21 protein-coding genes are annotated in these 25,883 nt (G+C 73.7%); 9 read left to right on the top strand and 12 right to left on the bottom strand.

What is annotated here, in order from left to right; genetic code table 11:
• The 4 genes from ACFOVU_RS03145 to ACFOVU_RS03130 all read right to left on the bottom strand — a co-directional run.
• Positions 1–919, bottom strand: a 919-nt coding sequence (locus ACFOVU_RS03145; protein ID WP_378529738.1) for an SIS domain-containing protein, incomplete at its 3' end; no start/stop codon positions are given.
• A gap of 14 nt (positions 920–933) precedes the next feature.
• A complete protein-coding gene (locus tag ACFOVU_RS03140) occupies positions 934–1,110 on the bottom strand; it encodes a Trm112 family protein (RefSeq protein WP_378529737.1) in 177 nt (58 codons plus the stop codon).
• Between the two features lie 53 nt (positions 1,111–1,163).
• Positions 1,164–2,543 (bottom strand): phosphomannomutase/phosphoglucomutase, encoded by a 1,380-nt coding sequence (locus ACFOVU_RS03135; protein ID WP_378529736.1) that lies wholly within the window; start codon positions 2,541–2,543, stop codon positions 1,164–1,166.
• A gap of 100 nt (positions 2,544–2,643) precedes the next feature.
• The gene (locus ACFOVU_RS03130; protein ID WP_378529735.1) at positions 2,644–3,042 is read right to left on the bottom strand and encodes a DUF3499 domain-containing protein; all 399 of its coding nucleotides are present in this window, start codon (positions 3,040–3,042) and stop codon (positions 2,644–2,646) included.
• A gap of 144 nt (positions 3,043–3,186) precedes the next feature.
• Between ACFOVU_RS03130 and ACFOVU_RS03125 the strand changes: the two genes are divergently transcribed.
• On the top strand, positions 3,187–3,612 hold the full coding sequence (locus tag ACFOVU_RS03125; RefSeq protein ID WP_378529734.1) for a metallopeptidase family protein: 426 nt from the start codon (positions 3,187–3,189) through the stop codon (positions 3,610–3,612).
• A 26-nt stretch (positions 3,613–3,638) separates the two neighbouring features.
• On the opposite strand, the gene ACFOVU_RS03120 is transcribed toward ACFOVU_RS03125, so the two are convergent.
• The 4 genes from ACFOVU_RS03120 to ACFOVU_RS03105 form a co-directional block, all read right to left on the bottom strand.
• Complete coding sequence (locus tag ACFOVU_RS03120) at positions 3,639–5,075, bottom strand: DUF5719 family protein (protein ID WP_378529733.1); 1,437 nt, start codon at positions 5,073–5,075, stop codon at positions 3,639–3,641.
• Positions 5,072–8,272 carry a glycosyltransferase gene (locus ACFOVU_RS03115; RefSeq protein WP_378529732.1) on the bottom strand — a complete coding sequence of 1,067 codons (3,201 nt, stop codon included), beginning with the start codon at positions 8,270–8,272 and terminating at the stop codon, positions 5,072–5,074. Before ACFOVU_RS03115 ends, ACFOVU_RS03120 begins: the two co-directional genes overlap by 4 nt.
• Positions 8,273–8,529: 257 nt before the next feature.
• Positions 8,530–8,817: a WhiB family transcriptional regulator gene (locus ACFOVU_RS03110; protein WP_311544036.1), complete on the bottom strand. Its 288-nt coding sequence runs from the start codon at positions 8,815–8,817 to the stop codon at positions 8,530–8,532.
• A gap of 224 nt (positions 8,818–9,041) precedes the next feature.
• Complete coding sequence (locus ACFOVU_RS03105) at positions 9,042–10,394, bottom strand: hypothetical protein (protein WP_378529731.1); 1,353 nt, start codon at positions 10,392–10,394, stop codon at positions 9,042–9,044.
• 215 nt (positions 10,395–10,609) lie between these two features.
• On the opposite strand from ACFOVU_RS03105, the gene cofD reads away from it, so the two are divergent.
• The 4 genes from cofD to ACFOVU_RS03085 all read left to right on the top strand — a co-directional run bounded on the left by cofD (position 10,610) and on the right by ACFOVU_RS03085 (position 15,396).
• Positions 10,610–11,581: a 2-phospho-L-lactate transferase gene (gene cofD / locus ACFOVU_RS03100; RefSeq protein WP_378529730.1), complete on the top strand. Its 972-nt coding sequence runs from the start codon at positions 10,610–10,612 to the stop codon at positions 11,579–11,581.
• Positions 11,578–12,858, top strand: coding sequence for a coenzyme F420-0:L-glutamate ligase (locus tag ACFOVU_RS03095; protein ID WP_378529729.1), 1,281 nt, complete (start codon positions 11,578–11,580; stop codon positions 12,856–12,858). Before cofD ends, ACFOVU_RS03095 begins: the two co-directional genes overlap by 4 nt.
• A 61-nt stretch (positions 12,859–12,919) precedes the next feature.
• Positions 12,920–14,509, top strand: coding sequence for a Na+/H+ antiporter (locus tag ACFOVU_RS03090; RefSeq protein WP_378529728.1), 1,590 nt, complete (start codon positions 12,920–12,922; stop codon positions 14,507–14,509).
• Between the two features lie 122 nt (positions 14,510–14,631).
• The gene (locus ACFOVU_RS03085; protein WP_378529727.1) at positions 14,632–15,396 is read left to right on the top strand and encodes a DUF1266 domain-containing protein; all 765 of its coding nucleotides are present in this window, start codon (positions 14,632–14,634) and stop codon (positions 15,394–15,396) included.
• A gap of 27 nt (positions 15,397–15,423) precedes the next feature.
• Here ACFOVU_RS03085 and ACFOVU_RS03080 read toward each other — a convergent pair whose 3' ends face one another.
• Genes ACFOVU_RS03080 through ACFOVU_RS03070 form a run of 3 tightly spaced genes read right to left on the bottom strand, consistent with a single transcriptional unit; the run spans position 15,424 to position 18,280 of the window.
• Positions 15,424–16,296, bottom strand: coding sequence for a citryl-CoA lyase (locus ACFOVU_RS03080; RefSeq protein WP_378529726.1), 873 nt, complete (start codon positions 16,294–16,296; stop codon positions 15,424–15,426).
• Entirely contained in the window at positions 16,293–17,516 is a 1,224-nt protein-coding gene (locus tag ACFOVU_RS03075; protein ID WP_378529725.1) for a CaiB/BaiF CoA transferase family protein, read from the bottom strand. The genes ACFOVU_RS03080 and ACFOVU_RS03075 overlap by 4 nt, the downstream gene beginning before the upstream one ends.
• Entirely contained in the window at positions 17,513–18,280 is a 768-nt protein-coding gene (locus ACFOVU_RS03070) for an IclR family transcriptional regulator (protein WP_378529724.1), read from the bottom strand. The genes ACFOVU_RS03075 and ACFOVU_RS03070 overlap by 4 nt, the downstream gene beginning before the upstream one ends.
• Before the next feature lie 393 nt (positions 18,281–18,673).
• On the opposite strand from ACFOVU_RS03070, the gene ACFOVU_RS03065 reads away from it, so the two are divergent.
• The 4 genes from ACFOVU_RS03065 to ACFOVU_RS03050 all read left to right on the top strand — a co-directional run bounded on the left by ACFOVU_RS03065 (position 18,674) and on the right by ACFOVU_RS03050 (position 23,136).
• The gene (locus ACFOVU_RS03065; protein ID WP_378529723.1) at positions 18,674–19,663 is read left to right on the top strand and encodes a Bug family tripartite tricarboxylate transporter substrate binding protein; all 990 of its coding nucleotides are present in this window, start codon (positions 18,674–18,676) and stop codon (positions 19,661–19,663) included.
• On the top strand, positions 19,663–20,280 hold the full coding sequence (locus ACFOVU_RS03060) for a tripartite tricarboxylate transporter TctB family protein (protein ID WP_378529722.1): 618 nt from the start codon (positions 19,663–19,665) through the stop codon (positions 20,278–20,280). Before ACFOVU_RS03065 ends, ACFOVU_RS03060 begins: the two co-directional genes overlap by 1 nt.
• Positions 20,281–21,843, top strand: a complete 1,563-nt coding sequence (locus tag ACFOVU_RS03055; protein WP_378529721.1) for a tripartite tricarboxylate transporter permease — start codon at positions 20,281–20,283, stop codon at positions 21,841–21,843.
• 330 nt (positions 21,844–22,173) lie between these two features.
• Positions 22,174–23,136 carry a chitinase gene (locus ACFOVU_RS03050; RefSeq protein ID WP_378529961.1) on the top strand — a complete coding sequence of 321 codons (963 nt, stop codon included), beginning with the start codon at positions 22,174–22,176 and terminating at the stop codon, positions 23,134–23,136.
• 103 nt (positions 23,137–23,239) lie between these two features.
• Here the strand turns inward: ACFOVU_RS03050 and ACFOVU_RS03045 are convergent, their stop codons facing one another.
• Positions 23,240–25,858 carry a bifunctional FO biosynthesis protein CofGH gene (locus ACFOVU_RS03045; protein WP_378529720.1) on the bottom strand — a complete coding sequence of 873 codons (2,619 nt, stop codon included), beginning with the start codon at positions 25,856–25,858 and terminating at the stop codon, positions 23,240–23,242.
• Positions 25,859–25,883: the final 25 nt, after the last annotated feature.

Here is a 25,883-nt window from a genome sequence, read left to right as displayed (position 1 = left end):
CCTCCGGGGGCTCGTCGGGGTCGCGCATGAGGACCAGCCGGAGCGGGGTCCCGCCGTCCTCGATCGGGTCGTCGAAGATGGAGCGGGGCTCGCTGCCGCCGAAGGGTCCGCCGACGACCGCGATCGGGCCGTGCAGCACATCGGGCAGACGACCGTACAGGGCAGGATATCCGGCGATCGCCGCGCAACGGGAGGCGAAGTGGCGCGCGGCCGCCGCGGTGACCGGGGTCGCCCCCCACACCAGCGGCAGCGTCCCTGCAAGGTCGGCGGCGAGGTCCTTGGCGGGGTTGTCCCCCACCGGCGCATCGGGCCGGCAGCGCCCGGCCACCGCCTCCAGCCGCACCGCCGCGGCCTCGACCGCCGCATCCGAGGGCGCCGCCAGCCCGGCGGCGCCTGCCGCCGCGAGCACGGCGGTGGCCTGCCCCCAGGCCAGGTCCAGGGGATCGTCGGCGGCCGGGAGCGCGATGCGGGGGGCGCGCGCCTGGTCGGCCAGGGGTTCCAGCGGCCCGCCCGCGGGGCCGACGGCCAGGAACCGGCAGCCGCGGCGCACCGCTTCGGCGGCCACCCGCGCGGTACGCGCGGTGCCGTCGGCGGCGTGGCCGGATGTGGACGCGACCGCCACCACGAGGTCGTGGCCCGCCACCCACCCGGGCAGCCGGTCCTCGCGCGCGGTCGTGATGGGGATGGGGCAGCCGGTGCCCAGGACGGCGTCGAGGACGTCACCGGCGAACGCCGCGGCGCCCGAGCCCACGACGACGATGGAGCGGGGCCGGCCGTCGTCGGCCAGGGTGCGCAGGTCGGCCTCGCGGGCGGCCGAATGCGCCGACCGCACGCGCGCGGCCGCCGATGCGGCGGCACGCAGCAGGCCGGCGCCCGCACCCGGGGTGTCGAGCCGGCTCTCGTCGAACGGCAGGGCCATGGCGGTCCTCGCGATCAGGCGATGGACCGGGCCTCGTCGACGAGCAGGACGGGGATGCCGTCGCGGATGGGGTAGGCCAGGCCGCTCTCGTCGCAGACCAGCTCGCCGGCCTCTTCGTCGAGCCGCAGAGGGGCCTTGCTCTTGGGGCAGGCCAGGATCTCCAGCAGCCAGTCGTCGATCTTCGCGCTCATGTTGGTCTCTTCACGTCTCGGTGGTGCGGTGGGGTGCGGTGGGGCGGGTGTGGTCAGGCGCGGACGATGGCGAGGACGTCGTCGCGGAGCCGGGCCATGGTGGCGGTGTCGGGGGCCTCGACGTTGAGCCGGAGCAGGGGCTCGGTGTTGGACGCCCTCAGATTGAACCATCCGCCGTCGGCGAAGGACACGGTCAGGCCGTCGAGGTGGTCGACGGTGACGCCGTCGAGCGGGGCGTAGGCGGCCTCGACGGCCGCCGCGCGGCCCGCCTGGTCGGCGACCTCGGAGTTGATCTCGCCCGAGGCTGCGTAGCGCGTGTACTCGGCGGTGATCTCCGACAGCGGGCGCGGGTCGCCGCCCAGGACCGCCAGGACGTGCATCGCCGCGAGCATCCCGGTGTCGGCCCGCCAGAAATCGCGGAAGTAGTAGTGGGCGGAGTGCTCGCCGCCGAAGATCGCCCCGGTCTCGGCCATGGACGCCTTGATGAAGGAGTGGCCCACCCGCGTGCGCAGCGGGCGGCCGCCGTGCTCGCGGACGATCTCGGGGACCGCGGTGGAGGTGATGAGGTTGTGGATGATGGCGGCGCCGGGCTCCTTGGCCAGCTCCTGCACCGCGACCAGGGCGGTGATGGCCGAGGGCGGCACGGGCTCGCCGCGCTCGTCGACGACGAAGCAGCGGTCGGCGTCGCCGTCGAAGGCCAGCCCGATGTCGGCCCCGGTCTCGCGGACCTTGGCCTGGAGGTCCACGAGGTTGTCGGGGTCGAGGGGGTTGGCGGGGTGGTTGGGGAAGGTGCCGTCGAGCTCGAAGAAGAGCGGCACGACCTCCAGCGGCAGCGCGTCGAGCAGCGTGTCGCCCAGGACCGCGGGCACGGTGTAGCCGCCCATGCCGTTGCCGGCGTCGACCACGGCGGTCAGCGGGCGGATGCCGGACAGGTCGACCAGGGACCGCAGGTGCGCGGCGTAGGCGGCGAGCAGGTCCTGCTCCGTGATGGTGCCGCGGGGGCCGTCGTGGCCGGGCACGCCCTCCTCGGCGAGGCGGCGGATGTCGTCGAGCCCGGTGTCGGCGCTGATGGGGGCGGCGCCGTCGCGGCACATCTTGATGCCGTTGTACTGGGCGGGGTTGTGGCTGGCGGTGAACATCGCACCGGGCAGGCCGAGCGTGCCCGAGGCGAAGTAGAGCAGATCGGTGGAGCCCAGCCCGGCCAGGACGACGTCGACCCCCTGCGCGGCGGCTCCGTCGGCGAAGGCCGCGGTCAGCTCCGGCGAGGAGGGGCGCATGTCGTGGGCGACGACGATCTTTCCGGGGCCCTCGGGCGCCGCCCCGGCGACCCGGGCGAAGGCGGCGCCGATGGCGCGGGCGATGCCGGGGTCGAGGGTCTCGGGGACCACCCCCCGGATGTCGTAGGCCTTGAAGATCTGACCGAGGTCACCCACAAGCTGCTCCGGATCGGTTCGGGGTCGGGACCGGCGGGCCGGCGGGATGGGGGCACGGCAGGTCGCCGCCCGCGCAGGACCAAACTAGCAACACGGGGGTTCAGGCGTCGCGCGACGGCCGGGCCGAGGGGCGGTCGGCGCGCTGCGGGGGCTCGGACTTGACGACCCGCAGATGGCCCCGCCGGTGGGTCTCGACGCCTTGGCCCACGGGGCGGTCGACGGCGGGCGGCCGGGCGGCCTCGCGCACGGCGTTGGCGAGCGCCTCGAGATCGTCGCTGCCGGGGCCGCCGCCGGTGTTGTCGGCGGGCAGCCGCACGACCTCCCAGCCGCGGGGCGCGGTCAGGCGCTCGGCGTGCATGGCGCAGAGGTCGTAGCAGTGGGGTTCGACGTAGGCCGCCAGGGGGCCCAGGACCGCCGTGGAATCGGCGTAGACATAGGTGAGCGTGAAGACTGCTGGCTGTCTGCACGCGGTACGCGAGCAGCGTCGGACAACGCTCACGGGCACTGACTTTATGCCCTTCACCGGCCCGGCGCCAGCATCGACCCGATGTGTCCGCTCACGCCCGGTGGCGGCGGCTCGGCCGTTCCTCGCGCCGGGGCTGCGCGAAACCCGCGGATGGCATAGTCTCGAAGGGTGCGACGAGTGCACTTTAACAGGGCTCAAGCCGATCGAGTTCGACGTCGAGACCGCCGGGGCCGGGGCCTCCGCGGCCCCCTGGCGCCGCCTGAGGTTCCCATTGCCCGCAGCCGGGCTCAGATCTTCGACGACCTCGTGCTCGACGCCGTCGAGCGCCTGGAGCGGGTCTGGGCGCGCGAGCTCGCCAATGTCGAATTCCTGGTCGAGGACGTCCCCCGGGTCCCCGCCGGGGTGACCGCCGACGACGGCATCCCGTTCTCCCGCCTGGAGTCCGCGGGCGCCGGGCAGGCGCGGATCATCGTCTACCGCAGACCCGTGGAGATCCGCACCAAGGACCCCGAGGAGATGGCCCTACTGGTGTACGACACCGTGGTCGAAGAGGTCGCCAACCTGCTGGGCCTGGAGCCCGAGACCGTCGACCCCGAAACCTGAGGCCGCGCCCGGCCCCCGGGCCGGGCTCACCGCACCACGCTCGTGAGGCTGTCGTCCACGTGCGGGAGCAGGATCTGCGCCGGGGCCGGCGGCACCGGCAGGGCGGCCGTGGCGCGCCCGCCGCCCGAGCCCTGGGTCAGCACGTAGCCCGCGTGAACCGGCCCGGATCCCTCGCGGGCCTCGACCACCAGCGCGGCGGCGTTCCCGGCCGCCCCCAGCTCCGGCACAACGGTGTGCCCGGCCTCGATCTCGACACCCACCGGCTCGCCCGCCCTGCCGTTGGCCGCATACGGGGTGACCACGGCATCGACCGCGTCCCCGGCGGCGCCCAGCACCAGGTCCGCGCCGGTTCCCGCGGGCGGGCCCGGCACGACCCCCGTGCGGTCCAGCGGCCCGGTGAGCGGGTCAACGGCGGCGGCGTAGGCGGTGTCGGAGCCGTTTGCGCGGTCCATCGCCGCCCCGACCACCACCGGCCGGTCGGCTTCGACCACGATCGTGCCCGCCTCTTCGCCCAGCGCGTCCTGCACGGCGCGGGTCGCCGACGCCGCGGGCGGGACGCTCAGCTCGGCCACGGACTCGCCCTCGGCCTCGCCGCCGGGGGTCAGCACCCGCAGCGTCGCCGTGGCCGGATCGTCGCCCGGGGCCGCGACGATGAGGGTCCGCTCGCCGCTGCCCGCGGGCACGCCCGCGATGACGTGGCGCTGCGCGGGGGCGGCGGTGGGCGGCACCCAGTCGGCGCCCTCGTCGGTGCGCTCGGCGAACAGCGACGACGCGATCCGCCCGGAGCCGGTGCGCACGTGCACGGCGACGGCGCCGGTCGACGCGATCAGCTCGCCGAGGTCGACCTCGGCCTCGTCGTGGGCGCCCACGGAGATCCCGCGGGTGTCGTTGGAGTACGCCGGGCCGTCGGTGGCGTAGAGGTCGACGTTGACGGTGGCGGCGTGGTCGTCGACGTTGGCCAGCAGCAGCCGCAGCCCGTCGAGTTCGTCGCCGCCCGGTGCGGCGTACCAGGTGCTGATGCCCGGTTCGGCGCAGCGCACCGCGGTGGCGTAGTCGTCGTCGGCGCCGATCGTGGTCTGGGCGACGTCCAGCCCGGCCGCGAAGGCCCCCTCGGCCCGGACCACGGTGTGGCGGTCGGCGTCGCCGGTGTCGAGGGCCAGCGGCCGGCCGGGTGTGTCCGACGCCCCCAGGTCGGTGGCGCCCTCGCTGTTCTCCGTTGCGGTCAGCGTGCCCTCGCCGTCGCCGCCGGTGGCGAAGGCGACGAGCTCGCTCTCGCGTCCGCCGCCCTGCGGCGGCGGGCACACCCGCAGGGCGGAGGCCACCTCCGACACGACGGGCTCGCGCCCGGCGGCGCCGGGCTCGGCCCCCACTGCGCCGGTCACGAAGGCGACCCCGAACAGCGCGGTGAGCGCGACCATGACCAGCCCCAGCAGGGCGAAGCGGCTTTCGACGATGAGCTTCACGGCTTCTTCCACATCCTCTTGCGCCGGGAGCCGCGGGTGCGGCGGCCGTGCCGGGTGGGTCCGTTGCGGATCGCGCGCTCACCGGTGGAGCGCAGCCGCGCGGCGATCCCGCGCGGCCCCCTCGGCCGGGGCACCGGCTGCGCCTCCTGCTCGCGGATGTCCTCCTCGGTGCGCACACCGGGCAGCGCCATGATGACGGTCAGGGCCAGCAGCGTGCCCTGCGCGGCCAGCCACACGCCGCGCACGGCGTCGCCGCGCGCCAGCTCCAGCCGGCCGCCCGAGGCGGGCAGCTCGTAGGCGAGCAGCCCCGAGCGCGTGGGCTCGGCCGTGAGCTCGGTGCCGTCGAGGGTGGCGGTCCACCCCGATGCGGCGGGCTCGGCGAGGACGAGCGTGCGGCCGTCGCCGCCCGCGGGGATGTCGGCCGTGCCCTCGCCGGCCGGCGCCGCCAGGACCACGGGGGCGTCGCCGCCGCCGGTGATCCGGAGCCGGCCGGCGGGCTCGTCGAGCCGCCACAGGGCGAATTCCGAGGTCAGCAGCGCCCGGGACAGTCCGGGGACGCCGTCGAAGGTGTCGACGATGGTGACGTCGGATTCGGTGCCGGTCTCGGGCCGGGGGACCAGGACGTAGCCGATCCCGTAGCCCGCGAGGGTGCCGGCCTCGTCGCCGCCGCGCCCGCCCACGAGCCCGGCCACGGTCCGGTCGAGCCCGGCGCCCACGGCGGGGTCGACGGGCACCTGCTCCTCGCCGATGCGGGGCTCGCTGCCGCGCAGGACGCTGTAGCGGACGGTGCCGTCGTCCACGGGCGAGACCACCAGCGCACGCGCACCGGTGCCGTCGTCGCTGATGTCGGTGAGGAACGCGGGGACGCTGGGCGGGGCGTCGCCCGACAGAGGGCCGTCGGCGCCCTCCCACATCCACACCCCCGCCGCGGCGAGCGGCGTGGTCAGCGCGAGCGCGGCGGCCCCGGCGGCGAACGCGCGGCGCGCGCCGCCCAGGCTCCACATCAGCCCGAAGGACTGCGCGGTGGTGGCGGCCGACAGCAGCATGGCGGTGGCGGCGAAGGCCAGCGCCACCCCGGGCCAGGCGGGGGCGGCCGGGCCCCCGAAGTAGGGCTCGACCACGATGCGGCTCATGACGATCGCGACGAGGATGCCGAAGAGGGCGGTGCTCCAGCCGACCGCCACGAGCATCCGCCGGCGCAGGAGCAGCAGGGCGCACAGGGCGGCGGCGATGAACCCGCCGGTGACCCAGACCGGGGGCCCGCCGGGGCCGCCCGGGGAGAGCATCAGCAGCTCCTCGGCGCTGGGGGCGGGCGCCGACAGCTCGGGGCGGTGCAGCCCGGCCTCGAGCAGCCACATGGAGGGGTGCACGAACAGCTGCGCCGACCACGGCAGCAGCAGGAGCAGCGGCACCCCCAGGGCGATGCCGACGCTGATGTAAAGGCGGCGGCCCACGTGCCCGAACGCCGCGGCCACCAGCGCACCGGTGACCAGGGCGAGCAGCCACAGCAGGGGGACGAACGCGGTGCCGATCGCAAGGAACAGCGCGAGCGCCCACGCGCTGCGCCGGGACTGGCGCGGGGGCAGGACGAGCAGCCGGGTGAGCAGGATGCCCAGCACCGGCAGGAGCGCGTGGACCAGCGCGGTGCCCAGCCGGCCCTGCGCGACGGCGCCGGTGGCCATGGGCAGCAGCGCGTAGGAGCCGGCCATCCACAGCTGGGCGGGGCGGAAGTGCAGGACGCGGCGGGCCAGGAGGTAGGCGGTGAACCCGGCGAGCGGCACGCAGCCCAGCAGGATGATCGTGACCGCCAGCCACGGCTCGCCGAAGGTGAGGGTCGACAGCAGGGCGAGCAGCGCCACGTAGGGGGGCGCCGCCCCGCCCGAGCCGGCCCCGGTGTCGGGGTGCCCGGCCAGGTAGAGGTCCCACAGGTCGCCGACGCCGCCCCGGACCGGGGCCAGCGCGCCGCCCGCGAGGCCGTCGCCGAACAGCAGCGAGCGCTCGGCGATGAGGGTGATGGCGGTCAGGGCGACCACCAGCAGCACCCCGGGCTGGTTGAGGGCGCGCCGCAGGAGCGTCTGGTCGTCGCGCAGCGGGTCGTCCTCTTCGGACCGCGGCGCGACCAGGACCGCCTGGTGGCGGCCCGGGGTGTCCAGCGCGCGCGAGGACCCCGACAGCACGTTGGCGGCCATGTCGGTGAACTGGCGCATGGCCACGCCGTGCGCCATGAAGGGCCGGATCGCGCTGTAGGTGCGCCGCCGGTCGCGGCGGCGCCGGAACCGGGCGCGCATCAGCCGCACGGGCATCACGTAGACCGAGGTGATGGCGACGGCCTCGTCGAACGCGTTGGCCGGCTGCTTGGCCACGATGTACATCAGCACGCGCAGGAACGACGCGACCGAGTTGCGCGCGTAGGAGGCCACCATCCCGCCGAAGGGCAGGTTGGCCAGCAGCACGTACATGGCGTTGCGGCGGTCGAGCCGGCGCGGGTGGTCGGAGGCGGCGCTGATGCGCCGGCGCCGGCGGGCGGCGGCCTCGGCGTGGTAGGCCACGGCGTCGGTGACGAGCCGCACGCGGTGCCCGGCGCCGCCCACGCGCCAGCAGAAGTCGATGTCGTCGCGGAAGATCGGCAGGCCGCGGTCGAAGCCGTCGAGCTCGTCCCAGATGTCGCGACGTACGAGCATCCCGGCGCTGGAGACGGCGAGGACCTGGCGGGCGCCGTCGTGCTGGCCGTGGTCGAACTCACGCGGTTCCAGCCCGGTCTCGCGGCGGCCGGCGCCGTCGATCGTGACGCCGGCCTCGATGAGCAGCCGCCGGTCGAACCAGTCGCGCAGCTTGGGGCCGAGGACGACGGCGCGGGGGTCGTCGTCGGCGGCGAGCAGGAGGTGGTGGAGGGCGTCGGGGTCGGGGGTGCAGTCGTCGTGGATGAGCCAGATCCACTCGATGGCGCCGGGCGCGGCACCGGGGAAGGCCGCGCGGGCGCGCGGAAGGTCGAGCCCGGCGCGCACGGAGTCGCCGAAGCCGGTGGTGCGGGGCAGGGTCGTGATCGCGTCGGGCGCGATGAACTCGGCGAGGATCTCGCCGCTGCGGTCGCGGCTTCCGGTATCGACTCCGATGACGCGCTGTACCGGGCGCGATTGCTCGCGGACCGCCTCCAGCGTCTCCGGCAGCCATCGGGCGCCGTCATGGGTGACGACCACGGCCGTGACGATGTGGCGAGCGGTGTCCAGGGGTAGCACGGCTGGGGTTCGCTCTCGAAGGGTTCGTTGAGTGGGGTCGGGCGTCGGCGGGGGTCGCACGCCGTCGGCAGATCACCTTACGCCACCCGGCGGCGGGTTCGGGGAGAAGAGGGGACATCACCGACCGGAAGGCGTATATCGGTCGGGCGGTAAAGACCGCATAAAAAAGCGCGTCCCGGGGGCCGGGCCCCCGGGACGCGACGCTGCATCGCGCGCGGTTACAGCATGTCGGCCAGGAAATCGAAATCCTGACCGGCGGCTTTCTTCAACCGCCGGCGCTCGCGCTCGGAGAGTCCCCCCCAGATGCCGAAGCGCTCATCGTGCTCCAGCGCGTATTCCAGGCACTCCGCTCGTACCTCGCATGACAGGCAGACCTTCTTCGCCTCCCGCGTGGAGCCGCCCTTCTCGGGGAAGAACGCCTCGGGATCGGTCTGCGCACACAAGGCGCGTTCCTGCCAGCCCAGATCTTCGTCCGAGCCGTGCGCCAGCGGGATGACCTCGCTCATGCGCACCTCCTATTGCCCCCCTAGATGACCCTCCCATTCGACCCCCGGGAGGGTGAATCACACCTTGAAATTACACGCGCGCGACTCACGATTCGTCAAGCGCGTTGCGTGGTAATCCCCTGAATATCACGTAACAAACGGCCAACGGTCGCCGGCCCGCGCCGGTTCAGCGGATTACCACGCATTTATCCCCGGTGTGCAAAGGGCCTCCGAGGTGCGCGGAGTCAGCGGCGGTCGTCGTCGCGGTACCAGCCCTGCTGGCCGCCGGACGGGGTCGATCCCGACTGTCCGTGCTGGTCAGAGCCGTAGGCCTCGCTTCCGTAGCCCGCGCCCGCACCGTACTGGCCGCCGGTCTGCTGCGGGGTGTCGGCGGCCGGCGGGACCTCGGTCGCGCGGAACTGCTCGGTGGGCGTGTCGGGGCGCTGCTCAGCGGCCGGCTGCCCCTGGCCGGGGTCGTAGGCGGCGCCGTAGGCCTGCTGGGCCTGCTGCTGAGCGGCGTAGGGGTCGTAGCCGGCCTGCGCCTGCTGCTGGGCTGCGTACGGGTCATAGCCGGCCTGCGCCTGCTGTGCTTCCGGTGCCGGCTGCCACTCCTGGCCGTAGGCGGCCGCCTGCTGGCCCCCCGTGGCGCCGCCGTAGGCCTGCTGGCCGCCGGTGGGGCTGTAACCCTGCTGGTAGGGCTCCTGGGCGCCACTGGGCTGGCGGTAGGGGTCCCAGCCCTGGGGGTAGCCCTGCCCCTGCTGCTGGGCCTGCTGCGCGGGGTCGGTGTAGGTGTAGCCCGACGGCTGGCCGGTCTGGGTGGGATCGGCGTAGGCCTGCTGCTGGTGCTGCCCGGTCTGCGTGGGGTCGGCGTAGGCCTGCTGTGCTTGCTGGTGCTGCCCGGACTGAGTGGGATCCGCGTAAGCCTGCTGCGCCTGCGCGGGATCGGCATAGGCCTGCTGCTGGTGCTGCCCGGTCTGCGTGGGATCGGCGTAGCCCTGCTGTGCCTGCTGCTGGGCGCCCCAGTCCGGCTGATAGGCGGCCTGCGAACCGGTGTGGCCGTACCCCTGGCCGGGCTGCTGGGCGGCGAAGGACTGCTGTGCGCCGGTGTGGGGGGCGAACGGCTGCTGGCCCACGGGCACGGGCGCCGACCGCGGCACCAGGTTCTGGTCGCCGAGGACCCGGAGCTGGAAGAGCCCGGCGAAGACCACGACCGCGAGCTGGCCGGCGACGGAGAACATCCCGGCGACCCCGCTGACGGCCTGGTTGAGCTCGCTGCCGGCGACGAACCCCATGATCAGGGTGACGAAGGCCAGCAGCGCGGCGAGGCCGGTCAGGACCAGCCCGATCAGCACGACCGGGAAGTTGACGGACGAGCGCTGCGGAGCCGTGATGACCAGGACGACCGCGGCGAGGATCAGCGCGATGAGCACCGGGCTGAAAAAGTGTCCCGCACCGTCGCGCGCGAAGTTCTGGGCGACCGAGCCGCCGCCGACCGTGCCGAATACGTCGATCAGCCCGCCGAGGAACTGCGCGCCCACGGCGCCCAGCAGCGCCCAGGCGGCGGGCAGCCGCAGGCGGTTCAGTGGTTCGATGTTCAAGAGAGGTTCGCCTCCGCTGCTTCGCCGTCGCGTCGGGGGAAGCTTGGCATATCGTCGGTCGGTCGTGGAATCGGGTGTGAAGCGGGTGAAGACGGCCGGGGACCGGCTGCGCGGCGCGGCTCGATCGACGCGGGGGCGTCGGAGCGCCGGGGCGCCGCCCCGCGGACCGCGGGCACACGGCACATATACCTGCACAGCCTGCCAGACTTGAGCCCATGCGGATAGTCGTGCCGGCTGGCGGCATCGGAGGCGCGCGGTTCCTGCGCGGCCTGAAGGAGGCGCTCGGGATCCGGGCGGGCTCCGACGGAGGCGAAACGACCATCACCGTCATCGGCAACACCGGTGACGACATCACCCTCTTCGGCCTGCGGGTCTGTCCGGACCTGGACACCGTCATGTACACGCTCGGCGGCGGGATCAACGAGTCCCAGGGCTGGGGGCGGGCGGAGGAGACCTTCACCGTCAAGGAGGAGCTGGCCGCCTACGGCATGCAGCCCACCTGGTTCGGGCTGGGCGACCGCGACGTCGCCACGCACATCGTGCGCGCGCAGATGATGGCGGCCGGGTACCCGCTGTCGGCCATCACCCAGGCGCTGTGCGACCGGTGGCGGCCGGGCGTGCACCTGCTGCCGATGACCGACGACCGGGTCGAGACCCACGTGGTGGTCGACGACGGCGGCGGCCCCCGCGCCATCCACTTCCAGGAGTGGTGGGTGCGCCACCGCGCGGCGCTGCCCGCGCAGCGGATCGTGAGCGTGGGCGCCGAGGACGCCGCTCCGGCGCCCGGGGTGCTGGAGGCGATCGAAAGCGCCGACGTCGTGCTGTTCCCGCCGTCCAACCCGGTGGTCAGCATCGGGTCGATCCTCGGCGTCCCCGGTATCCGCGAGGCCATGGCCGGCACCACAGTCGTGGGGGTCTCCCCCATCATCGGCGGGGCCCCGGTGCGCGGCATGGCCGACGCGTGCCTCACCGCGATCGGCGTGGAGACCAGTGCGGGCGCGGTCGCCGCGCACTACGGCGCTGATCTGCTCGACGGCTGGCTCGTCGACGAGGCCGACGACGGCGTGCAGGCCGAGGGCATCGAGGTGCGCTCCCGCCCGCTGTACATGAGCGACATCGGCGCCACCGCGGACATCGCACGCGCCGCACTGGACCTCGCGGCGGAGCTGAAGGGACACACCGTATGAGCGCGCACCTGAGCGTGCAGGGGGTCACCGGGCTGCCGGAGATCGGGCCGGGCGACGACCTGGCTGAGCTGATCGCCGGCGCCACCGAGGTGCGCGACGGCGACATCCTCATCGTGACCTCGAAGATCGTGAGCAAGGCCGAGGGCCGCATCCGCGAGATGGACCGCGAGGCCGCCATCGACGCCGAGACCGAGCGCGTGGTCGCCCGCCGCGGCGACATCCGCATCGTGCAGACCCGCACCGGCCTGGTCATGGCGGCCGCCGGGGTCGACGCCTCCAACGTCGCGCCCGGCAAGGTGCTGCTGCTGCCCGTTGACCCCGACGCCTCGGCGCGCGCCCTGCGCGCGGGGCTGCGGGAGCGGCTGGGCGTGCGCGTCGGGGTCGTGATCAGTGACACGTTCGGCCGCCCCTGGCGGCAGGGCCAGACCGACATCGCGATCGGGGCCGCCGGGATCGTTGCGCTCCAGGACCTTCGCGGCACCACCGACTCCCACGGCAACGAGCTCAACGCCAGCCTGAACGCGGTCGGCGACGAGATCGCCTCGGCGGGGGAACTGGTCAAGGGCAAGGCCACCGGCACCCCCGTTGCGATCCTGCGCGGGCTGGGCCACCTGGTGACCGACGAGGACGGCGCGGGGGCCGCGGAGCTGGTCCGCCCGGCGGACGAGGACCTGTTCCGCTACGGGTCCCGCGACGTCGTGGCGGCGCGGCGCACCGTCCGCGAGTTCACCGATGAACCCGTCGACCCCGAGGCTGTGCGCCGCGCCGTCGCCGCCGCGATCACCGCGCCCGCCCCCCACCACACGACCCCGTGGCGGTTCGTTCTGGTGGAGTCCGCCGACGTCCGCACCCGGCTGCTCGACGAGATGCTCGCCGCCTGGGTGGCCGACCTGCGCCGCGACGGCTTCTCCGAGGAGTCCATCGCCAAGCGCACCCGCCGCGGCGACGTGCTGCGCGCCGCACCGTACCTGGTGGTGCCGTGCCTGGTCGCCGACGGCCTGCACCCCTACCCCGACGAGCGCCGGGCCGGCGCCGAGCGGTCGATGTTCCTGGTCGCCATGGGCGCCGGCGTGCAGAACCTGCTGGTCGGGCTGGCCATGGAGGGGCTGGGCTCGGCCTGGGTGTCCTCCACCATGTTCTGCCCCGATGTCGTCCGCCGCGTCCTGCGGCTGCCGGAGGACTGGCAGCCCATGGGGTCGGTCGCGGTCGGGCATGCGGCGGCGCCCCCGCGCGAGCGCCCGCCGCGCAAGCCCGAGGAGTTCATCGAGGTGCGCTGACAACGGGCGCGCTTAAGCGGCGGGGACGGGGTAGCGCCCCTGCGACGGGGGGAACGACGCGATGGCCCACGATGCCTACATCCTGGCCGGGCTGCTGGTGGTGCTCACGGTGCTGGTGGGCCGGCTGGTGTCCGGCCGGCTGCGCGTGCCGGACGCGATCGTCCTGGTCGCGCTGGGGTTCGCGATCAGCTTCCTGCCCGGGATGCGGCAGATCCACATCTCCCCCGAGGTCGTGCTGCTGGTGTTCCTGCCGCCGCTGATCTACAACGCGGCGTTCTTCTCGGCGCCGCGGGAGATGCGCACCGAGGCCCGCCCGATCATCGCCCTGGCGGTGGGCATGACCCTGGTCAGCGCGTTCGCGATCGCGGGGGTCACCTGGCTGATGCTGCCCGAGACCGCGTGGCCGGCGGCGATCGCGCTGGGCGCGGCGGTGGCCCCCACCGACGCCGTCGCCTCCTCGGCGGTGCTCAAGCGGGTGGGGGCGCCGCGCCGGGTGCTCACCGTGCTCGAAGGTGAGAGCCTGATCAACGACGGCGTGGCGCTGACCCTGTTCAGCCTGGCCGTCACCGCCATGGTCACCCCGCTGACCCCCGCGGCCGGCGTGCTGGAGCTGGTCAAGGTGGTCGCGGGCGGGCTCGCCTACGGGGCCGTGATCGCCGTGCTGGTCACCTGGTCGCGCAGGCGGCTGCGCGACGGCAACACCCAGCTGGTGATCACCCTGGTGACCCCGTTCATCGCCTACATCCCCGCGGAGCTGATGGGGTTCTCCGGGGTGCTGTCGGCCGTGGTGGCCGGGTTCTACCTGGGCACCCGCGGCGAGGGCATCCTGCCACCGCGCGTGCGGGTCACCGGCACCATCGTGTGGCAGGGCCTGGTGATGCTCCTGGAGTCGGTGCTGTTCGTCCTGCTGGGCCTGCAACTGCACGAGGTGCTGAGCGGGGTCCGCGGGCTGGCGCCGGCGCAGCTGGTGCTGAGCGCGATCGCGGTGATCGCGGTGTCGGTGCTGGTGCGGCTGGTCTGGCAGGTGTGGGTGGCGCCGGTGACCCGCTACCTGCCGGGGCGGCTGCGGATGGACCCCGGGCCGGTGCGCGAGCGGATCATCATCGGGTGGAGCGGGATGCGGGGGGCGATCTCGCTGGCCATCGCGCTGTCACTGCCGCTGACCATCGGCAGCGCCGAGTTCACCGACCGCAACGTGCTGATCTTCCTGGCCGCCGCCGTGGTGCTGGCCACCCTGGTCGGGCAGGGGACCACGCTGCCCCTGCTGCTGCGCCGCCTCGGGGTGCCCCAGGAGCACGGGCTGCGCTCGGAGATCGCGGCGGCGGAGGTCGCCATGGGCCGGGCCGCGCTCACCCGCATCGACGAGCTGCTGTCGGATGCGATGGTCGACGAGCAGGCGGCCGAGACCTACCGGCAGATGCACAAGCTGCGGGTCAAGCAGTCGCGGGCGCTGCTGGAGGCAGGCCCCGAGCAGCGTCCGGAGGCCAAGCGGCGGGTCCGCGGCGCGGCGTTCCTGCGGCACGAGATCAGCCGGGCCGAGCGCGAGGCGCTGAACCGGCTCTACCGCGGCGGCGACATCGGGCACGAGGCGTTCCAGACCCTCCAACGAGAGCTCGACGTGCGCGAGCCGCACCGGCCGCACTCTGCCTGAACCCCACGCGAATACGGCTGGTCTGCCCGGTGGCCCCCTTCGGGTACCCTCCTCCGCATCCGACCATTCCGCCCCGGGCGCCCGGTCCGTCCGGCGGTGCGGCAGTTCCCGGGGGAGAGCGCGTGCGTGGCAACCGACAGCCGGACCTGATCGCCGATCCGCAGGGGCCCTTCCACGGGCCGCTCGCCCACGCCCTGGCCTGCGCGGTGCACATCGCCGTCAACGCCGGCGTGGCGTGGAACTCGCCGAACCAGGGCTGCACGTGCTGCACCAAGCCCAAGCAGAAGCGCAAGATGCTCAAGCGGGACTGGGGCATCGATTCCGCCGAGGACTGGCGCTCCACCGCCGAGACCCTGCTCAGCGACCGCAGCAGCAACAGCACCGCCGCACTCCTGCTCGGCATGCGCACGCAGCTCGCACAGCAGTACCGGCAGCCCATCGACGCCCGCACCTGGCGCGACGCGTTCTCCGCCTGGTGCCGGCAGGAGGGGATCACCGACAACGGCTACCAGCAGCTGCTGGGGCTCATGGGGATGATCCTCGACTACGAGAAGCGGTTCACCGCCGACGGCCTGCTGCCGCCCGGGGGGTTCGTCAGCGGGATCGGCGCCTGGGACTACGGCCGGGCCGCGAACATGGCGCGGTGGGGCATCCAGTGCGAGTACACCGACCCCCCGACCATGCAGTGGTTCGCGACCCGGGCGAGCGAGCAGGCGCGCCGGCACCACGCGTCGTGGGCCGACTTCTCGGCCGGCTACATCCTGGGCCGCTGCCTGCACTTCGACGAAGGCGAATTCGGCTCGTGGTACACCACCCCGCTGGCGGTGCACCAGACGATGATGTCCCACCCGCAGAGCCCCTGGCTGCACATGCCCTTCCACATCTGACCGGCCAGGGGCGCACCCGATGGGCGCTCACCGCGAGCGGGGCGGCACCTCGCGGGTGGGCGGCCCGCTGTAGGCGGCGAGCAGCGGGCGCGGGATGGGCCCCTTGATCCGCGTGCCCGCCTGACGCTCCTCCCATGCGTGGGCGAGGATCCCCACCGAGCGCGACAGCACGAACAGCCCCCGGCCCAGCTCGGGGGCGAACCCCAGCTCGGAGTAGACGACCGCGGTCGCGCCGTCGATGTTCATCGGCACCGGCCGCTCGCGCCCCTCGGCGAGCGCGGCCTCCAGGGCCAGGGCCGCCGCGAGGTGGTCGCCGGCGACCCGGCCGGCCTCGGCCGCCTCGGCGACCAGGCCCAGCAGCGGGTCGCGCCGTGGGTCGCGCGGGTGGAAGCGGTGGCCGAACCCGGGCACGTGGCGGCGTGCGGCGCGGTGCTCGGCGACAACGGCCCGCGCCGCCTCCCGGGGGTCCTCCCCCGCCCGCGCCCGCTCGACCAGGCCGGCCAGCACCTCCATGCACTGCTGCCCGGCGCCGCCGTGCACGTCGCCGAGGAGGTTGACCCCGGTGGCGACCGCGTTGTTGAGCCCGGTTCCGCAGGTGGCGGCCATGCGCGCGGCGGCGATGGAGGGCGCCTGCGGCCCGTGGTCGACCGCGGAGACGAGGGCGGCCTCCAGCAGCGCGGCGCTGTGGGGGTCGGGCAGGTCGCCGCGGAGCATCAGCCACACGGTGTCGACGAAGGAGGCGGCGCCGATCAGCCGCTCGACCGGGTAGCCGCGCAGCTCGATCTCGCCGGGCGCGATGCGGGTGATGGCGGTGTCCCACCACCCTTCGACCTGGGCGCGGGGGACGGTGTCGCCCGCCCCGCCCGCGGGTGCCGTTGCGCCGTTGTCGCCCGTGCTCATACCACTCCGTCCTTGTGCAGCTCGTCGATCTCGTCGTCGCCGAACCCGAGTCCGGCCAGCACCTCGCGGGTGTGCTCGCCCAGGCGCGGCGGGGGCGCGGCGGGGGCGGCGGGGCGGCCGTCGACCCGGACTCCGTTGCCCAGCACCCGCAGGGTCCGCTCAGGGTGGGCGGGGAAGTCCAGGTCGTGGACGAGCTCGCGTTCGGCCACCTGGTCCAGGGCGAGGACGTCGGGGACCGCGAGGACGCGCGCAGCGGGCACCCCCACGGCCGACAGCCGCTCCTCCCACTCCAGCGCGGTGCGCCGGGCCAGCCCCGCCTCCAGTTCGTCCCGCAGCTGTTCGCGGTGGGCCTTGCGCTCCTCGCGCCCGGCGAACCGGGGGTCCTCGACCAGCTCGGGGCGGCCCACCTCGCGGCAGAGCGTCTCGAACTGCTCCTGCTTGTTGGCGGCGATGTTCAGCTCGCCCTCGCCGGTGCGGAAGGTGCCCGAGGGCGCCGCCGTGAAGTTCTCGTTGCCCATGGGCTGGGGCACCGCGCCGGCGATGAGGTGGTTGGAGACCGCCCAGCCCATGGCGGTGACGGCGGTCTCCAGCATGGAGACGTCCAGGTGGGCGCCCTCGCCGGTGGTGCGGCGGCGCACCAGTGCCGCGCACACCGCAAAGGCGGCGGCCATACCGCCGAGGGTGTCGGCGACCGGGTACCCGGCGCGCAGCGGGGCGGACTCCGCGGTCCCGGTGATGCTCATCATCCCCGAGAGCCCCTGGATGACCTGGTCGTAGGCGGGGCGGTCGCGCATGGGGCCGGTGGCGCCGAAGCCGGACACGGCGCAGTACACCAGGCCGGGGTTGATCTCGCGCAGCCGCTCGGCGCCGAACCCGAGCCGCTCCAGGACCCCGGGGCGGAAGTTCTCCAGGAGCACGTCGGCGCCTGCGATCAGCCGGGTGAGGATGTCGCGGCCCCGCTCGTCCTTGAGGTCGAGGGTGAGGGAGCGCTTGGCGGCGTTCTGGGCGAGGAAGGACGCGCCGAGCAGCTCGCCGTTGAGCGCGGCGTCGGAGCCGAGGCGGCGGGCGAGGTCGCCGGAGCCGGGCACCTCGACCTTGACGACGTCGGCGCCCATCAGGGCGAACTGGTAGCCGGCGAAGGGCCCGGCCAGGACGTTGGTGAGGTCGAGCACCCGCACCCCGGCCAGCAGGCCGCCGTCCGTGCCCTCGGGGGCGGTCATGACCGGTCTCCGTGGTCGAGCCCGATGTCGGAGATCCGGCGCCCCGCGCGCACGGTGGCGGCGGTGAACTCGGTCACCGCCTCGGGGGTGAAGCGGGCGGTGGGCCCGCCCAGGGCGATCGCCGCCTGGACCCGGCCGGCGCTGTCGAGGACGGGCGCGGCGACACCGGAGACGCCGGTCTCGCGCTCGCCGTGGCTGACGGCGTGGCCGTCGCCGCGGGCGCGGCCGGCCTGCTCGCGCAGGGACTCGGCGTGCCGGGCGCCGTGCGGGGAGGCCGCGGCCACCCGGCGGAACAGGGCGTCGTCGCCGTCGGCGAGCAGGACCTTCGCGGCCGCGCCGGCCCACAGCGGGAACTCGTCGCCGACGTTGACGATGTGCCGCAGCGCGTGCGGCCCCTCCTCCTGGGCGACGCAGACGCGCGCGGCGTCGCTGCGCACGTACAGGTGCGCGGTCTCGGCGGTCTCGGCGACCAGCTCGCGCATGACCTGGCGGACCACCTCGGGCACCCGCCAGGCGGTACGGGCCAGCCCGGCCCAGCGCAGCAGGCCGGGCCCGACGGCGATGCGGCCGTCGGGACGGGTCCACAGCAGGCCGCGGTGCTCCAGCGTGCCCACGAGCCGCAGCACGGTGGTCTTGGCCAGCCCGCTGGCGTCGGTGAGCTCGCGGATGGTGCGGCGCTGGTTGTGCTCGTCGAAGAGCGCGAGGAGGTCCAGCGCGCGCAGGACGCTGCGCACGCCGGGGTCGGCGTCACTCTCGGTCGCCAAAACATCACCCTTCATGGTCCGTCAGGTGAACCATTCTTACCACTCAATGGACCACATGACCATAGGCCGCGAACGCCCGGAAACCACCCCGGACGGCACCGCGCACGGCCCGCGCACCGGCGTCACCGCAGCGACCGGGGGTCGCGGGGACGCCCCCGGCGATGCCCGCATAACGCCAGCGAACACAAGGATCTTGATGATCAAAAGGACCAAAAGGTTTACCCCGCGGCAACGGATGCGTCATGCTCGCGAAATCGGGACGGATGCGACCTGCGTCACTGGCATGTGCGGTCCCCAGCACATACCGGACCGCGGCGACCCGGCCATCGGCGGACTACGCGGTCCGCACGGTGGACCCCGGCGATGGACCTCGACCACGGAAAGAGCGACCGAATGAGCAGACAGCGGATCCTGCGCGTCGTCGGCGCGGCCGCGGCGGCCGCCGTCATCGGCGCCGCGGTGGTCAACGCCGCCTCCGGCGACGAGAGCGCGACCGACGCGCATTCCCGCCTGAACCTGATCGTGCCCGCCGCCCCCGGCGGCGGCTGGGACCTGGTGGCGCGCGAGTCGCAGAACGCCTTCCGCGAGAACTCAATCGTGGCCAACACCCAGGTGCTCAACGTCCCCGGGGCGGGCGGCACGATCGGGCTCGCCCAGACGGTGCGCCAGGAGGGCAGCACCAACACCCTGATGACCACCGGGACGGTGATGATCGGCGCCATCGTCGTCAACAACTCCTCCCACACCATGGAGGACGTCACCCCGATCGCCCGCCTCGCCGACGACTACGAGGTCGTCGTGGTCCCCAACGACTCCCCTTACCAGGACATGGACGACCTGGCGGCGGCGCTGCGCGAGGACACCGGCGCGGTGGCCATCGGCGGCGGCTCGCTGGGCGGCACCGACCACCTGCTCGGCGGCATGATCGCGCGTGACGTCGGGGCCAACGCCGAGGACGTCAACTACATCCCCTTCCCGGGGGGCGGCGAGGCGCTGACCTCGCTGCTGTCCGGCACCCTCGACGTCGGCATCAGCGGCTACAACGAGTTCAGCGACCAGATCGAGGCGGGCAACGTCCGCGTGCTCGGGGTCTCCGCCCACGAACGCATCGACGGGATCGACGCCCCGACCCTCGCCGAGCAGGACATCGACGCGGTCCTGCCGAACTGGCGCGGGGTCATGGCACCGCCCGGGATCACCGACGAAGAGCGCGCCGAGCTGACCGAGATCGTCACCGAGATGCACGACACACCGGAATGGGAGGACACGTTGGAGCGCAACCGCTGGGACGACACCTTCCAGACCGGCGAGGAGTTCGACACCTTCCTGGCGTCCGAGATCGAGCGCGTCACCGCCATCACCGAAGAACTGGGGCTGTCCTGATGACCACCGGAACCTCCGACACCACCGCGGCCGGCGCACCGCCGGCCGCCCCGGCCCCCGGGCCCGCGCCGTCCTGGTGGCGGGGGCGCAGCGAACTCCTGGTCGCCGCCCTGGTGATCGGCATCGCGGCGTTCCTGGCCGTCCAGACCGCCACCATGCCCGTCCCGCCGGGGACCGAGCCGCCCGGGCCGCGATTCTTCCCCACCATCGTCACGGTCTTCATGTTCGTCGCGGGGCTGGCGCTGGCCGTCGAGGTCATCCGGCACCCCCGGCGCGGCGCGGCAGAGCCTGCGCAGGCGCAGGAGCCGGCCGGCGCGGAGGGGAACGGCGAGGCCGCCGCGACGGCCGCCACCGCCCCCGCGGGCGAGATCGGCCTCGACTGGCGCACGGTGGGCATCGTCGTGGCCTCGATCGTCGTCTTCGCCCTGCTGTTGCAGCCCGTCGGCTGGCTCCTCTCGGCGGCGCTGCTCTTCTTCGGGGTCTCCTACGCCATGGGCAGCCGGCGCTACCTCTTCGACACCGTCATCTCCCTGGTGTTCTCCTCGTTCATCCAGCTCGCATTCGTCGGCGGCCTCGGCCTCAACCTGCCGGCCGGAATCCTCGGAGGCATCCTCTAAATGGAAGCGCTCGACCACCTCCTGACCGGGTTCGGCGCCGCGCTGACCCCTGAGAACCTGCTCTGGGCGCTCCTCGGCGTGCTCCTGGGCACCGCCGTGGGGGTGCTGCCCGGCCTCGGCTCCTCCATGGCCGTGGCGCTGCTGCTGCCCGTCACCTTCTCGCTCGACCCCGTCGGCGCGTTCATCATGTTCGCCGGCGTCTACTACGGCGGGCTCTTCGGCGACTCCACCGCCGCGATCCTGATGAACACCCCGGGCCAGAGCTCGGCGATCGCGACAACGTTCGAGGGCCACAAGATGGCGCTGCGCGGGCGCGCGCCGCAGGCCCTTGCGACCGCGGCGATCGGGGCGTTCATGGGCGCCATCCTGTCGACCACCGTGGTGGTGTTCTTCTCGCCCGCGATCATCGAGCTGGCGCTGCAATTCGGTCCGGCGGAGTACTTCGCGCTGGCCGTGTTCGCCTTCATCGCCACATCGGCCGTCGTGTCGGAATCGATGGTGCGCGGCCTGATCGCGCTGGGCATCGGCCTGACGATCTCGGTGGTGGGTATCGACACCCTCAGCGGGGCCGAACGGTTCACCCTCGGCGTCCCGCAGCTCTTCGAGGGCTTCAGCATCATCACCGTGACGGTCGCCCTGCTGGCCATCGGCGAGGTGCTGCACGTCGCCGGGAGGATGCACACGCCCGACGCCCCCATGAGCCCGGCACGCAACACCGGCACCCCGTGGCTCAAGGGCGCCGACCTGCGCCGGACGATCCCGGCGTGGCTGCGGGGCACGGCGTTCGGGCTGCCCTTCGGCGTGATCCCGTCGGGCGGCTCGGAGATCCCCACCTTCCTCGCCTACGGCAGCGAGAAGCGGCTGGCCGCGCGGCGCGCCCGCCTGGGCAAGGGCCCCGACGAGTTCGGCAAGGGCGCCATCGAGGGCGTCGCCGCCCCGGAGGCGGCGGGCAGCGCCACCGCCGGCACCGCAATGGGCGCGCTGCTGGGGCTGGGCCTGCCCACCTCGGCGACGGCGGCCATCATGCTGGCGGCCTTCCAGCAGTACGGCATGCAGCCGGGCCCGCTGCTGTTCGAGCGCAACGGCGACCTCGTGTGGACGCTGCTGGCCAGCCTCTTCATCGGCAGCATCATGCTGTTCATCCTCAACCTGTTCTTCGCCCCGCAGTGGGCCAAGCTGCTGCTGATCCCCAAGCCCTACCTGTACGCCGGGATCACGGTGTTCTCTGCGCTGGGGGTGTACGCCGCGGCCTCGTCGATGGTCGACCTGTGGCTGATGCTGCTGCTAGGCCTGGTCGGGCTGATGATGCGGCGCTACGGCATCCCGCTGGCGCCCGTGCTGATCGCGGTCATCCTGGGGCCGGTGGCGGAGTCGGAGCTGCGCCGCGCGCTGGCGGTGAGCCAGGGCGACGTGGGCGCGCTCTTCGACAGCGGGATCACGCTGGGCATCTACGGCCTGCTGGTGGCCATCGGCGTCATCGTGGCCGTCAACAAGGTCCGCGGAGCGCGCGCCGCGCGGGCGGCGGCCGGACCCGCGGACAAGGAGACCGCGGGCGCGGCCTGAGCCCCGAGCGGGGCCGACTGACACGACGGCGCGGACCATCCCTCCCCGGTCCGCGCCGTCGCCATGTCCGGACCCCGGCCGGTGTGAAACGGGCGGACGCCGCTCACATAATTGCAAACTTTCCTATCGATTCTGTTGACGCCACGGGGCGCTTCTCTTAGGTTTCTTAACAATTCGAGCCCGGCCGGATCCGGCCCCCACGGGCACCCCGGCAGCGCGCGGCCGGGGGCCACCCGCACCCCCACAACGGACGAACGGATCGAAGGAGCACCCCCCGTGCAGGCTCACGCACGACGCAGACTCCCGCTCGCCCTGGCCGCCATCCTGACGATGGTCGCCGGGCTGACGTCGGCGGCGCTGCCCGCCTCCGCCGAACCCGGTTCCGGCGACGACGCCCCCGCGGCCTCCGCGGCCGAGGGCCCGTGGCTCACCGGCTACTGGCACAACTTCGACAACGGGTCCACGACCCTGCCGATCAGCGACGTCCCCGAGGCCTACAACCTGATCGCCGTCGCCTTCGCCGACAACCTCGCCGACACCCCCGGCGGCATCACCTTCAACCTGGCCAGCGACGAGCTGGGCGGCTACACCGAGCAGCAGTTCAAGGACGACATCGCCGCCGCGCAGGCGCAGGGGCGCAAGGTCGTCATCTCGGTGGGCGGCGAGCGCGGCCACGTCGACGTCTCCAACTCCGAGCAGGCCGCGAACTTCGCGCGCACCACCTACGAGCTGATGAACGAGTACGGGTTCGACGGTGTCGACATCGACCTCGAACACGGCATCAACGCCCAGTACATGGAGGAGGCGCTGCGCGCGCTCTCCGAGCAGGCCGGGCCGGAGCTCATGATCACGATGGCGCCGCAGACCATCGACTTCCAGGCGCCGACCTACGGCTACTACCAGCTGGCCGAAGCGATCCCCGACATCCTCACCATCATCAACATGCAGTACTACAACTCCGGGTCGATGCTGGGCTGCGACGGCCAGGTCTACAGCCAGGGGACGGTCGACTTCCTCACCGCCCAGGCCTGCATCCAGCTGGAGCTGGACCTGCGCCCCGACCAGGTCGGCCTGGGCGTGCCCGCGACGCCCGCCGCCGCAGGCGGCGGCCACCAGTCCCCGGCCAACGTCGTGGCCGCCCTGGACTGCCTCGAATCGGGGAGCGGCTGCGGCTCCTTCACCCCCGAGCAGCCCTACGGGCCCATCGGCGGGGCCATGACGTGGTCGATCAACTGGGACGCCACCAACGGCTACGCCTTCGCCAACGAGGTCGGAGCACGGCTCGGCACCTGAGCCCTGCCTCGGCCTCGGGCTCGTCGACGCCCGTTGACCGCCGCCCGGCCGGCGCGTGCACCCGCCGGCCGGGCGGCCTCCATTCCTCAGCGGGGAGCCGTCGTCACACCAGCGGCAGGCGTGTGCGGCGGATCCCCTCGGCGACGCCGCCGCTGGCCTCGGCCACCGCGCGCCGATCCGCCGCCACCTCGCCGTAGAGCGTGGTGCGCTGGCGGAGCGGCCGCCCGGTCGGGGCGACCAGGGCGCGGATGTCGCCGATGGTCTTGAACGACCCGTTGGCCGAGCCCGCCATGCGGCTGATGGTCTCCTCCATCAATGTGCCGCCGACGTCGTTGACGCCGCCCTGGAGCAGTTCCCGGCAGGTGTCCTCGGCCAGCTTCACCCACGAGCACTGGATGTTGTCGATGTGCCCGTGCAGCAGCAGCCGCGCCAGCGCGTGCACCGCCCGGTTCTCCCGCACGGTCGGCCCGCTGCGCGCCAGGCCCGCGAGGTAGATCGGGGCCCCGGTGTGCACGAACGGCAGGGGCACGAACTCGGTGAACCCCGGCCGCCCGTTGCGCTCGACCGAGCGCTCCTGGAGCGAGCGCAGCAGCTTGATGTGGGCCACCCAGTGCCGCGGGGTGTCGACGTGGCCGTACATCATCGTCGACGTGGTGGGGATGCCCAGGTCGTGGGCGGTGGTGATCACTTCGACCCAGTCCGCGGCGGGCAGCTTGCCCTTGGTCAGCACCCAGCGGACGTCGTCGTCGAGAATCTCGGCGGCGGTGCCGGGGATGGAGTCGAGCCCGGCCTCGCGGGCGCGCACCAGCCACTCACGGACCGGCAGGTTCGTCCGTGAGGCCCCGTTGACGACCTCCATCGGGCTGAACGCGTGCACGTGCATGCCCGGGACGCGCTGCTTGACCGCGCGCGCGATGTCGAAGTAGGCGGTGCCGGGCAGGTCCGGGTGGATGCCGCCCTGCATGCACACCTCCCCCGCGCCAGCCTCCCACGCCTCGGCGGCGCGGTCGGCCACTTGGTCCAGCGAGAGCGTGTAGGCGTCGGCGTCGGTGCGGCGCTGGGCGAACGCGCAGAACCGGCACCCGGTGTAGCAGACATTGGTGAAGTTGATGTTCCGGGTGACGACGAAGGTGACGTCGTCGCCCACGGCGTCGCGCCGCAGCGCGTCGGCCAGGCGGGCCAGCTCCTCCAGCTCGGGGCCGTCGGCGTGCAGCAGGGCCAGGGCCTCGTCGTCGGTGAGCCCGGCCGGGTCGGCCTCGGCCCGCCGCAGGGCGGCGCCGATGTCGCGGTCGAAGCGGTGCGGCGCCCCGGTGCCGGTCTCGGGGGCGGGCACCCGTTCGCGCAGGCGGTCCCAGTCGCCGTAGACGGCGTCGAAGTCGCCGCGGCGGTCGGCCGAGCGGCCGTCGGTGTCGATCCCGGTGTGCAGGTCGGTGCGGCCCGCCGCCGTCAGCTGCGGCTCGGGCTCCTGCCACGGGCGCCCCTCGACCACCGCGTCCTCGCGGGCCAGCCCGGTGCGCGGGTCGGCGAGCGCCGCGACGTGGCCCATGATCCGCGGGTCCAGCCACGGTTCGCCCTGGAGCACGTAGGGCGGGTAGGCGGTCAGGCGCTCGCGCAGCTCGAACCCCTCCGCGGCGGTCTGCTCGGCGAGCGCGTCGATGTGCGGCCACGGGCGCTCGGGGTTGACGTGGTCGGGGGTGAGCGGGGAGACCCCGCCCCAGTCGTCGATGCCCGCGCGCACCATGAGCGCGTACTCGCCGGCGATCAGGTTGGGCGGCGCCTGCACCCGCATGCCGGGCCCCATGACCAGCCGCGTGACGGCGATGGTTGCGGCGAGGTCGGTGAGGTCGGCGTCGGGGCGGTTCATCATCGCCGTGCCGGGTTTGGCCCGGAAGTTCTGCACGATGACCTCTTGGATGGAGCCGTACTCGCGGGCGATGCGGCGCATCGCGAACATCGAGTCGGCGCGCTCGGCCAGGGTCTCCCCGATCCCGATGAGGATGCCCGTGGTGAACGGGACGCTGCTGCGCCCGGCGTCCTCCAGCGTCCGCAGCCGGACCGCCGGGTCCTTGTCGGGGCTGCCGTAGTGGGCCTGGCCGCGTTCGGTGAACAGCCGCTCGGAGGTGGTCTCCAGCATCATGCCCATGGAGGGCGCCACCGGCTTGAGCCGCTGGAGGTCCGACCAGCCCAGCACTCCGGGGTTGAGGTGCGGCAGCAGGCCGGTCTCTTCCAAGACCAGGATCGCCATGGCGCGCACGTAGGAGAGGGTGTCGTCGTAGCCGTGGGCGTCCAGCCACTCCGCCGCCTGCGGCCACCGGTCCTCGGGGCGGTCGCCGAGCGTGAACAGGGCCTCCTTGCAGCCCAGCGCGGCGCCCTTGCGCGCGATGTCCAGGATCTCGTCGGGGGTGAGGAAGGGCGCGGGCAGGTGGGCGGGTGCGGTCGCGAAAGTGCAGTAGTGGCAACGGTCCCGGCACAGCCGGGTGATGGGCACGAACACCTTGCGGCTGTAGGTGATCACACCGGGGCGGCCGGCAGCCGCGAGCCCGGCGTCGCGGACCCGGCCGGCGTGGGTGAAGAGGGCGGTGAGGTCGTCGCCGCGCGCGTGGAGCAGCACTTCGGCCTCGGAGGCGTCCAGGGGCTTGCCGTCGCGGGCGCGCGCCAGCGCGCGCCGCATCGCCGACGGCGCGGGGGCCGGTTCAAGGGCCCCGTCTCCAGCAGCTGTCATAGGGCGCACGATACGTGGCGGCCGA

The organism is Nocardiopsis sediminis (genome assembly GCF_042650565.1).
GTDB lineage: Bacteria > Actinomycetota > Actinomycetes > Streptosporangiales > Streptosporangiaceae > Nocardiopsis_B > Nocardiopsis_B sediminis.
The sequence above is the reverse complement of the archived record's forward strand: the minus strand, read 5'-3'. Positions and strand labels throughout refer to the sequence as shown.